We start from the raw sequence: 10,396 nt of genomic DNA on the forward strand, positions 1-10,396 counted from the left end.
CGCGCCGGTCCCGCTCTGGCTGCGGCTGGGGCGCGGCACGGGGCAGGGCGCGGCCGATGCCCCCGAGGAGACGCAGGCCCCTGCGGGCCTGCCGACCGCCACCCGCAAGATGGGCGAGCGGCGCGATCTCGACCAGGCGAACCGCAAGGACAGCTTCATCGTCCACCGGTTCGAAGCGATCCTGAGCTGGGTCGAGAGCCTGAACCTCAACCGCGCGACCGATGACGACGATCAGGAGAACGCGCAGAAGGCGGCCGAGGATCAGGATCGGATCCCCCTCACCCGGCACGTCAAGCGCGCGGCGAGCCGGCTGCGGCTGCATCTCGATCTCGCACCGCAGGATGCCGAGCATGAGCGCCTGTCGGACCGCTTCACTTATCCTGAGTGGAACCACCGCTCGCGCAGCCTGATGCCCGACCATACCCGCGTGCTGGAAGCGCTGGCCGAGGAGGGGCAGGGCTTCTGCCCCGATCCGCGGCTGACCGCGCGGGTCCGGCGGCAGTTCGAGACGCTCCATCCCCGCCGCGTGCTCTGCAAGCGTCAGGTCGAGGGGGCGGAGCTCGACCTCGACGCGCTGATCGAGGCGCAGGTGGCGCTCCGCACCACCGGCCGCGGCACCGACCGGATCTACCGGAGTTCCCGCGCACTCGAGCGCGACCTCGCGGTGGCGATCCTGATGGATTGCTCGCGCTCGACCGAGGCCTCTGTGGGCGAGCGGACGGTGATCGACACGGCGCGCGAGGCGCTGGCGGCCCTTGCCGCAGGCATCGACGTGGCGGGCGACCGGCAGGCGATCTGGGGCTTCTCCTCGCTCCGGCGCGACCGGGTATTCCTGCATCTCTGCAAGCGGTTCGACGAGCCGATGGGGCCTGCAGTCACGGCCCGCATCGGCGGGCTCAGGCCCGGCCACTACACCCGCCTCGGCGCGGCCATCCGCCATGCCTCGGCGCGGCTGAACGAGGAGGCGGCGAGCCGCAAGCTTCTTCTCGTCCTGACCGACGGCAAGCCCAACGATCTCGACCATTACGAGGGCGTGCACGGGATCGAGGACAGCCGGATGGCCGTCCGCGAGGCCCGCGCCCTGTCCCAGTCGGTGCATGGCGTGGTGATCGATGCCGACGGGCAGGACTGGTTCGCCCGCATCTTCGGCCGCGCGGGCTTCACCCTGCTTCCCGAACCCGCCCGCCTTGCGCGGGCGCTCCCCGACCTCTACCGTTCCCTCACCCAGGAGATCTGAGATGCGACTGCTGCTGCCCTTCCTGATCCTCGTGCCCGGGATTGCCATGGCCGCGACCTTCGAGCCGCCGACGCCGGCCGCCCAGACCGCCGCTGCGGAATTCTGGTTCGCCGTGGCCGCGGGCTGCTTCGTGGCGGCGCTCGCCGCCGTGCAATGGATGGTGCAGCGCCGATGACCCGCCAGAACCGGGTGACGCTCCTGCTCTACCCGCTCGGAGCGGGCGCTGCGGCGGTGAACCTGTTCTTCGCCTCGCTCATCCTGTCGTGGGTGGGGGTGCCGGTCCTGCCGCCTGCATGGTCGGTGCTGGGCGGTCTCGTCCTCGGTCTGCCTGCTACCCGTCTCTTCTCGGCCCACATCGTGCGGCTCATGGAACAGGCGGAGTCGCAGGCTTGACGGACTGGCTGGAATTTGCGGCGGCGCTGGCGGCCTTCTTTGCCTCGCACCTGCTGCCCGCGCGCCCCGGCGTGCGCGAGCGGCTGATCGCAACGCTCGGCCGGCAGGTCTATTTCGCCCTCTACGGCACGATCTCGCTTCTCGTGCTGGGCTGGCTCATCCTCGCCGCCGGCCGGGCGCCGTTCGTGGAACTCTGGCCGCAGACGCCCGCCACGCGCTGGGTGCCCAATCTCGTCGCGCCGATCGTCTGGACCCTTGTCGTGCAGGGGATCGGGCTGCCCTGGCCCTGGACGCTCGGCGGGCGGCGCGGCCGGGCGGTCGATCCCGAGCGGCCGGGCTTCGCGGCCATCACGCGCCACCCGCTGCTGATTGCCCTCATGCTCTGGTCCGCGGCCCATCTCTTTCCGAACGGCGACCTCGCGCATGTCATCCTGTTCGGCACCTTCTTCGGCCTCTCGCTGGCGGCCATCCCGATGTTCGACGCCCGCGCCCGCCGGGCCCTGACGCCCGACGAGGCTCGGGCGGCCTTCGGGGCGACGGCGCTCTTCTCGCTGCGCCCGCTGGTCGATGCGCACTGGCTGAAGCAGAACGAGGATCACCTCTTCCCGCGGCTTCTGGCGGTCGTGGCGCTCTGGGCCACGGCGCTGGCGCTGCATCCGGTCGTGCTGGGCGTCTCGCCGCTGCCGCTCTAGCCTGCGACACCCTGTCCGGGGCGTTTGATCCTGCGCAAAGTCTAATGTCTCGTGAACCGTTATTGGGTTCAGCATGACAAACATCGCCCTCCTCCAGAGTCTCGGACTCTTCGATGCGCGCGTGCCGCGCTATACGAGCTATCCTGCGGCGCCGGTCTTCTCGGGCGCCGTCGGAGCGGACTTTCAGGCACAGGCGATCGAAGCCCTCGATCCCGCCGTGCCGATCTCGGTCTATGTCCACGTCCCCTTCTGCGAGCGGCTCTGCTGGTTCTGCGCCTGCCGCACGCAGGGGACCCAGACGCTGGCCCCGGTCGAAGCCTATGTGGGCACGCTCCTGCAGGAGCTGGAGCTGGTGAAGAAGCATCTGCCCGCCGGCGTGAAGGCCGGGCGGCTGCACTGGGGCGGGGGCACGCCCACGATCCTGTCGCCCGAGCTGATCCACAAGCTCGCGCAGGCGATCAAGGCCGCGATCCCCTTCGCCGACGAGTACGAATTCTCGGTCGAGATCGACCCGATGATGGTCGACGAACCCAAGATCCGCGCGCTGAGCGAGGAAGGCATGAACCGCGCCTCGATCGGCATTCAGGACTTCACCGACATCGTGCAGAACGCGATCGGGCGCGAGCAGCCCTTCGAGAACACCAGGGCCTGCGTCGAGACGCTGCGCCGCTACGGTGTCCATTCGCTGAACACCGATCTCGTCTACGGGCTGCCGCACCAGAACCGCGAGAGCCTTGCCGCCACCATCGACAAGGTGCTCTCGCTTGCCCCTGACCGGGTTGCGATTTTCGGCTATGCCCATGTTCCGTGGATGGCCAAGCGCCAGAAGCTGATCGACGAGACCGTGCTGCCCCCCGACATCGAGCGGCACGAGCTGGCCAATCTGGCGGCACGGCTCTTCACCGAAGGCGGGTTCGAGCGCATCGGGATCGACCATTTCGCGCTGCCCGACGACAGCATGGCCGTGGCTGCCCGCAGCGGAAAGCTGCGCCGCAACTTCCAGGGCTATACCGACGACACCTGCCCGGCGCTTCTGGGCATCGGCGCTTCGTCGATCTCGAAGTTCGAGCAGGGCTATCTGCAGAACACCGCCGCCACGGCCGCCTATATCAAGGCGATCGAGGAGGGGCGGCTGCCGGGCTACCGGGGCCACCGCATGACCGAGGAGGATTATCTCCACGGCCGCGCCATCGAGATGATCATGTGCGACTTCTTCCTCGACCTGCCCGCGCTGCGCGCGCGCTTCGGCGAGGCGGCCGAGACCATGGTCCCGCGCATCGCCCAGGCGGCCGAGAAGTTCACGCCCTTCGTCACGGTGGACGCGGACGGGTCGATGTCGATTGCGAAGGAAGGCCGGGCGCTGGCGCGGATGATCGCGCGGCTGTTCGACGCCTACGAGACGCCGGAAGCCCGCTACTCGCAGGCCTCGTGAATGCATTGCCCCGGCCCCCGAGGGGGCCGGGGCATCCGCCGCTCCGGCTCAGGAAAGGCGACCTTCTCCCGCGAACATGCTGGAATTCAGCTTGAAGGCAGCCTCGGTGCGGTTCTTCGCCCCGAGCTTCTTCATGATGTTGCGGATATGGACCTTCACCGTGCTCTCGCAGAGATTGAGCTCTCCGGCGATGATCTTGTTGGACTTGCCCCGGCGGAGCGCGTCACAGACGGCCCGCTGGCGCTCGGTCAGATGCTCGTCCACGGCGATCTGCGGCTCTGCCCGGTCGGGCAGGGCGCCGCGCAGCGCCGTGAGACTGGCGGTCGGCAGGAAGATCCCGTCGAAGGTCGCAAGGCGGCTCGCCTCGACGATATCGTCGATCCCCACCGACGAGGGCAGGTAGCTCCGCGCGCCGCAGTCGAAGGCCGCGATCATCTCGCGCAGATCGTTCGCAGCTCCGATGACGACGACAGGCGAGGAGCCGGCCTCCGTCACGAGCGCGGCGACCTCGCGGGACACCTCGCTCACGGATCGGTTGCCCGTGCTGTAGAGGATCACCTGATGGGCATGGTGATCCCTGCGGCTGCGCCACTCCTCGAAGGAGCCGAACCCGACGATCTGGATGGACGGATGAGCGAGTTCCACACAGCGCACGAGGCATTCGCGCTCGAGCGTGCGGGGGTCGATCATCACGAGAGCACGACGTTCGGAGAGCCGGACTGCAGCAGTGGCAGGAAGGTCGCTGCCTAGTGTATTCAAAGATTTCGAAAAAGAGTCGGTCGAATGATTCATCACAATCTGTCCACTCTGTGTTTGGGACGCAAACCCGGCTAAATCCTACTCTTCAAAGTTATGTCGATTTCCATACTTTAGCATGCAGCCAATGATGCCGCAAAGGTCTGTTAAAGCAGGAAAAAGGAGGAGATCGCCCTGCACCTGCCGAAATGTTCAGGTTCGGGGCAGGTCCGCGCAGGGAAGGTCTTGTTAACGTTGTGTTAACCAAGCGTTTCGCCTTTGCGGCGAGCGGGGAATGTGCGCGGAATCTCGCCGTTGCGGTTGTCTTCGTTCAACCCTGCGGCGAAGTGGCGCCGAGGGCGCGAACCCGCAGGCTGAGATTTCGAAGACCCCCAAAGGAGTAGCCTCTTGCGCTGCCGGAAACCGGGCCCGCGGGGCGCGCCCGGTGATTCGTCACAGGCGGCGGGCGGCAAGCGCCGAACGCAGGAGAGGCAGGATCACGACCATGGTCAGGAAGAGGAAGCCTGCCTCGAGGGCGAAGACCGCGACGTAGGGCGCGCCCGGACCATAGGCCGAGAGATCCGGCATCGCCCGCAGGAGGTCGCGCAGCACGCCTGCGCCCGCGATGGCCACGCCCGCGGCAGTGGCCTGCACCGCACCCCAGGCCCCGAGGGCAAGGCCCACCTGCTCCTTCGGCGCGAGGCGCATCGTGGCCGTGAGCGTTCCGTGGCTGAAGAGCCCGCCGCCGAACCCCACCGTCAGCGTGCCGAGGAGGAAGACCCAGACATTCGTCATCCCGGTCGCGCCCATGATGGCGAAGAAGCCCGGAAGCCCCGCAGCGGCGCCGAGGAAGGCCATCCGCAAGGGATCGAAGCCCCGGCCGAGCACCCACGACGCCAGCCAGAATCCCACGAGCCCGCCCCCCGCGAAGGTCGCGGTCAGGCGGGTGGTCTCGGCCACCGTCATCGAGAGCACCTCGCCGCCGTAGGGCTCGAGGATCACGTCGGCCATCCCGAAGCCCAGCGTGCCGAGCCCGATCACGATCAGCCCGTGGAGCGCATTCTCGCGGCTGATGAACTCGCGCCAGTGGTCGCCGAATTCGGGCTCCTTCTCGGGCTTCACGGTGAAGGCGCGGTTGCGCGGCTCCATCTTCCACAGGGCGACCATGTTCAGGAAGAAGACGGCCACGGCGACGGCCGAGATGACCTTGATGAGCTGCGCGTCGTAATAGGGATCGAGCAGCCAGCCGAAGCCGATCGAGGCGAAGATCATGGAGATCAGCAGCACGACATACATGAGGCCCACGACCTTCGGCTGATCCTCGCGCGGGGCGAGGTCGGTGGCGAGGGCAAGCCCCACCGTCTGGATCGTGTGCACGCCGCCGCCCACCATCAGGAAGGCGAGCGCGGCCGAGGAGACGCCGAGCCAGAAGGGCTGGCCCTCGGCATAGCCCTGCCCGCCCAGCACGATCAGCGCAAAGGGCATGATGGCGAAGCCGCCCCAGAGCGCCAGCGTCCCGCGGTAGATCCAGGGCACGCGCCGCCAGCCCAGCGCGGAGACATGGGTGTCGGACTTGAAGCCGATCAGTGCGCGGAAGGGCGCGAACAGGAGCGGCAGCGAGATCATGATCCCCACTACCGAGGCAGGCACCTTCAACTCGACGATCATCACCCGGTTCAGCGTGCCGACGAGCAGGACGATGGCCATGCCCACGGCGACCTGGAACAGCGACAGACGCAGCAGCTTGCGCAGGGGCAGCTGGTCCGAGGCCGCGTCAGCAAATGGCAGAAACCGCGGTCCGATGCGGACCAGATGTTCGGCAATTCGGCTCATGCGTGAAGAATCCCGGGGTAGGCGCAGACTGCGCGACTGGAGAGGATGTCGGGCTTCAGGCACACAGCCCGAACGGGCAAGGCGACAGGAACGCGTCGCTGGTGTGACGAGCAGGCCGGAACCCAAGGATCCCGGCCTGCTCGGAACTTACGGACTGCCTGGCGTGGGCCCGCAGGCCCGCGCCTTCCGCAGCATTACTCGGCCGCGACCTTCGCCGAGCCTTGGTAGTAGTCGGGCAGCCAGGTGGTGGTGGTCAGCACAGCAGCGTGAACCACAACCGAAGCGATGACGGCAGCGCTGAGGAACAGCGGAACGCCGACGGTCGGTTTCACCACGAGCCAGATTTTGCCGTTGGTCATGTCAGTCTTCTCCTATCAGCCGAGCCACGGGGTCGCAGCGGCGGCGAGGAAGTGCGCGATGAGCGCCATGCCACCGAAGACGCGGGTGCCGAGGATGAGTTGCTTGTGAACTTCTTCGGCTTCGGCAACGGTCAGGCCGCTCGGCCAGACTTTGTTCAGATCGTCAGTCACTGTGTCGTCTCCCAACTGGTAATCGACGGTTTGCGTGTAGGGCCTGCACGCGGGCTTCGACGAGACCGGAGAGCCCTGGATCACCTTGTCGGCGATTTCGGTTCCGCCCCGGCTCGCATTATGGGTGTCACATCGTGCTGACAGATTCAATGTCAGTGTTGGCTGACAAGGCCGTTTTGGGTGCGACTTATTGGCCGCCAAATCGGACGGGAATCCGGCGTAACGGCTTGAAAAGGGACAATTTTGCCGCAGGCGCGCGGGAAATTGACGCTGCCTCTCACGGCCCCGCAGGGGCGTCCTGCGGCCTCTCGCTGCCGCAAAAACAAGGGTGTCCAGACCCTTGTGCCCGGGCCCCGAGGATCCCATCTTCCGAGGATTTTTCGATATTTCAGGACGGCTTGGCGGTCTCTGCCCGGCACGTCCCGCTCAGCGCGAGGCAGAGAGCACCGACTCGAACCGCTCGAGAAAGAAGGCCGCGTTCGCGTCCGAGAAGACGAGCGGCGGGCGGATCTTCAGCACATGGCCGTGCGGCCCGGTCGCCGAGATCAGCACGCGCGCCTCGCGGAGCCCGTTTACGATGCGCGCGGCCATTCCGGCGTCGGGCGCGCGCGACTCGGGCTCGAGCACCTCGACCCCGAGAAAGAGGCCCGCGCCGCGCACGGCCCCCAGCCGCGGATCGCGGGCGGACAGGGCGCTCAGATCCGCCCGGAACTGCCCGCCCACCTTCAGCGCATGGGCCTGCAGCCCTTCTGCCGCCAGCGTGTCGAGAACGGCGAGCGCCGCGGCCGCCGCCACGGCATTGCCGCCGAAGGTGTTGAAGTAGCGCGCGCCGGCTCCGAACCGCTCGGCCAGCTCCGGGCGCAGGGCGAGGGCCGCCACCGGATAGCCATTGCCCATGGGCTTGCCCATCGAGACCATGTCCGGCACCACCCCGTGCCGCAGGAAGCCCCACATCGCCTCGCCGGTGCGGCCGAATCCGGGCTGCACCTCGTCGGCGATGAAGAGCCCGCCCGCCGCACGGATCGCCGCCGCCGCCGGGGCGAGCGTGTCCGTCGGGTGGGTGAAGACCCCGTCGGAGGAGAAGACCGTGTCGAGGATCAGCGCCGCAGGCCGGATGCCGTGGCGCGCCAGATCGGCGGCCGCCGCCGCCACCGCCGCGCCGAAGGTCGCATCCGTGCCCTTGTCCGGGTCGGGGGCGGGCACGGTGCGGACATGGGCGCCGAGCGGCACGCCCGGACCCAGCGAGGGCGAGAGGGCCGCCACGCCCATCGTCACCCCGTGATAGGCATTCTCGGTCACGATCACGCCCGTGCCGCCGGTGGCGGCGAAGGCCAGCCGCAGGGCCAGGTCGTTCGCTTCCGAGCCGGTGCAGGTGAACATCGCGTGCCCGAGTTCGGGGGGCAGGGTCGCCAGCAGCCGCTCGGCCAGTTCCAGCACGCCCTCATGCAGATAGCGCGTGTGGGTCGCCAATTGCCCCGCCTGCCGCGCCACCGCCTCGACCACCCTGGGATGGCAATGGCCGAGCGACGCCACGTTGTTATAGGCGTCGAGATAGGCGGTGCCGTCCGCGTCATAGAGCCAGACGCCCTCGCCGCGCACGATATGCAGGGGCCGCTCGTAAAAGAGCCGGTAGGCCGGCCCGAGAAGCGCCTGCCGCCGCGCGACCAGATCCGCCTCACGCGGGGGCAGGTCCACGGCGCCGGGGCGGAAGGCGTTCGGCATCGCGTCGCGGTTCATGGGCGGGCTCCTCGCGGGCGTAGGGACCTTGCGCTCACGCGGCCTCCGTCGCGCGCAGGAGCGTCGCCGTGGCCGCGCCGGGCGCAAGCGCCGTCAGCGCCTCGAGGCCCGCGGCCGAGGCGGGCAGGTTGCGCAGGATGTAGGGCGCATTGTCCGGTTGCTGGGCCGCGCGCGCCGAGGCGATGGCAATGGTCGTCACCATGCGCGCCGCGACGAGGTCGGGCAGCAGTTCCACCTCGTCGGGCAGGAGCGGGTTTGCCGCGTGATAGCCCGCCACCAGATCGGCGAGCGTTCCGGCCGGATCGCCCGGATCCACCTGATAGGAACCCGCCACGGCCAGATCGCAGACGCGGGCCGTGCGCACGAGATCGCCGAAGTCGATCACGCCCGCGATCCGGTCGGCATCCGCCGGATCGACCATGATGTTGTGCGGGTTCATGTCGTTGTGAACGACCTGCCAGGGCAGATCCGTCAGCCGGGACGAGACCGCCGTCTCGAACCGGTCGAGCACCTGCTCGGCCAGCACCGCCGTTCGCGCATCGGGAATGGCGGGCAGCAGCGCCCGAAGCCGGGCCGCGTGACGGATGTCCCACAGCAGTTCGTGATCGGCGGAGGGATGCGAGAAATCGGCCAGCGCCGCGGCGATCCCGCCGAGGCAGAGCCCCACCGCCCGCCGTTGCGCCGCCCCGCGCCGCGCGCGCCAGAGCGGCTCCCCCTCGAGCCAGGTCCGAAGCCGCAGGAGATTGCCGCCGGGCAGATCCGTCCAGGGAGCGTTCTCCAGCGTGCGGATCACCCGCGGGACCGGCAGTGCGGGAGCCACCGTCTCCAGATGAAGGAGCGCCAGCGTCTGACATTCGGTCACGCCGCGTGGCTCGGCGGCATTGGCGATCTTCAGCACGAACGACCCCTCGGGCGTCTCGAGCCGGAAGTTCTGGTCGCGCTCGGAGGTGAGGGGCAGGGCCGTGCCGTCCAGTCCGAAATGCGTCCGCGCGAGCCCCTGAGCCTCGGTCTCGGTGAAGGCGGGGCGCGGTGCGCTCAGGAGGGGGCCGATCGGCAGGGCGGATTGGGGCACGGTCGGGCTCCTCGCAGATGTCGCGCGGATCATGGGCGAGCCGCCCGCGGAAGAAAAGCACCAGCGGGAAGTTTTCCCCCTGCCCGATCCGTGGGCGAGGCGCCGCCGAAACGTGCGCGCACGGGGCGCGCCGATCCAAGGCCCTTCCGCAGGCGGGCGGGGCCGATTGCTGCGGCGGCGGCAGGATGATCCGATGGGCACAAGATGAACGCCTTGTCCCCTCTTTCCGCGCGGCTCGAGCGCAGCGACGGCCATGCGCAGGTGACGCTCGCCCGCTCGCGCGGGGCGGTGCGGCTCCGCGATCTGGCGCAGCGCGGCTCAGCCAAGGCCTTCCTGCCGCGGGTGGAGGGAGACGTGCCCGAGGTCGTCTTTCTCAATACGTCGGGCGGGCTGACGGGGGGCGATCGGCTCTCCTACCGGCTGGAGGTGGGCGAGGGCTGCCGCGCGGTCGCCACGACCCAGACGGCCGAGCGCGCCTATGCGGCGGGGGCGGGCGCCGCGCGGGTCGAGGTCCTGCATGAGGTGGGCCGCGACGGCTGGCTCGACTGGTTGCCGCAGGAGACGATCCTGTTCGAGGGCGCCGCGCTCGACCGCGAGACGCGGATCTCGCTCGCGCCGGGGGCGGGGTGCCTGATGGTGGAATCGGTGGTGCTGGGCCGGGCCGCGATGGGCGAGACGCTGACCCGGCTCGCCTTCCGCGACCGGCGGAGCATCCTGCGCGGCGGCAAGCCGGTC

12 protein-coding genes are annotated in these 10,396 nt (G+C 69.0%); 6 read left to right on the plus strand and 6 right to left on the minus strand.

The features are described from left to right. The 5 genes from A9O63_RS13490 to hemN all read left to right on the plus strand — a co-directional run. On the plus strand, window positions 1–1,237 hold a 1,237-nt coding region (locus A9O63_RS13490; RefSeq protein WP_069332409.1), incomplete at its 5' end, for a nitric oxide reductase activation protein NorD. A gap of 1 nt (window position 1,238) precedes the next feature. Continuing rightward, a complete protein-coding gene (locus tag A9O63_RS13495) occupies window positions 1,239–1,412 on the plus strand; it encodes a hypothetical protein (protein ID WP_015920880.1) in 174 nt (57 codons plus the stop codon). Continuing rightward, window positions 1,409–1,630 (plus strand): NnrT protein, encoded by a 222-nt coding sequence (locus A9O63_RS13500; protein ID WP_069332410.1) that lies wholly within the window; start codon window positions 1,409–1,411, stop codon window positions 1,628–1,630. Before A9O63_RS13495 ends, A9O63_RS13500 begins: the two co-directional genes overlap by 4 nt. Continuing rightward, window positions 1,627–2,322, plus strand: a complete 696-nt coding sequence (locus A9O63_RS13505; protein WP_069332411.1) for an NnrU family protein — start codon at window positions 1,627–1,629, stop codon at window positions 2,320–2,322. The genes A9O63_RS13500 and A9O63_RS13505 overlap by 4 nt, the downstream gene beginning before the upstream one ends. A 73-nt stretch (window positions 2,323–2,395) precedes the next feature. Further along, the gene (gene hemN / locus A9O63_RS13510; protein WP_069332412.1) at window positions 2,396–3,754 is read left to right on the plus strand and encodes an oxygen-independent coproporphyrinogen III oxidase; all 1,359 of its coding nucleotides are present in this window, start codon (window positions 2,396–2,398) and stop codon (window positions 3,752–3,754) included. Between the two features lie 48 nt (window positions 3,755–3,802). Here the strand turns inward: hemN and A9O63_RS13515 are convergent, their stop codons facing one another. From A9O63_RS13515 to A9O63_RS13540, 6 genes are all read right to left on the minus strand, one after another. Beyond that, window positions 3,803–4,546, minus strand: a complete 744-nt coding sequence (locus tag A9O63_RS13515) for a LuxR C-terminal-related transcriptional regulator (RefSeq protein ID WP_017140267.1) — start codon at window positions 4,544–4,546, stop codon at window positions 3,803–3,805. 396 nt (window positions 4,547–4,942) lie between these two features. Then, window positions 4,943–6,322 carry a light-harvesting complexes assembly protein PucC gene (pucC, locus tag A9O63_RS13520; RefSeq protein WP_069332413.1) on the minus strand — a complete coding sequence of 460 codons (1,380 nt, stop codon included), beginning with the start codon at window positions 6,320–6,322 and terminating at the stop codon, window positions 4,943–4,945. A gap of 194 nt (window positions 6,323–6,516) precedes the next feature. Then, a complete protein-coding gene (locus A9O63_RS13525) occupies window positions 6,517–6,681 on the minus strand; it encodes a light-harvesting protein (protein ID WP_069332414.1) in 165 nt (54 codons plus the stop codon). 15 nt (window positions 6,682–6,696) lie between these two features. After that, the gene (pufB, locus tag A9O63_RS13530; protein WP_002720479.1) at window positions 6,697–6,852 is read right to left on the minus strand and encodes a light-harvesting antenna LH1, beta subunit; all 156 of its coding nucleotides are present in this window, start codon (window positions 6,850–6,852) and stop codon (window positions 6,697–6,699) included. Window positions 6,853–7,278: 426 nt separating this feature from the next. Continuing rightward, window positions 7,279–8,589: an aspartate aminotransferase family protein gene (locus tag A9O63_RS13535; RefSeq protein WP_069332415.1), complete on the minus strand. Its 1,311-nt coding sequence runs from the start codon at window positions 8,587–8,589 to the stop codon at window positions 7,279–7,281. A gap of 34 nt (window positions 8,590–8,623) precedes the next feature. After that, window positions 8,624–9,661: a phosphotransferase gene (locus A9O63_RS13540; RefSeq protein WP_069332416.1), complete on the minus strand. Its 1,038-nt coding sequence runs from the start codon at window positions 9,659–9,661 to the stop codon at window positions 8,624–8,626. 204 nt (window positions 9,662–9,865) lie between these two features. On the opposite strand from A9O63_RS13540, the gene A9O63_RS13545 reads away from it, so the two are divergent. Next, the coding region (locus A9O63_RS13545; protein ID WP_141703097.1) for an urease accessory protein UreD at window positions 9,866–10,396 on the plus strand (531 nt) is incomplete at its 3' end.

This window comes from Cereibacter johrii (assembly GCF_001720585.1).
In the GTDB taxonomy this organism is placed as follows: domain Bacteria; phylum Pseudomonadota; class Alphaproteobacteria; order Rhodobacterales; family Rhodobacteraceae; genus Cereibacter_A; species Cereibacter_A johrii.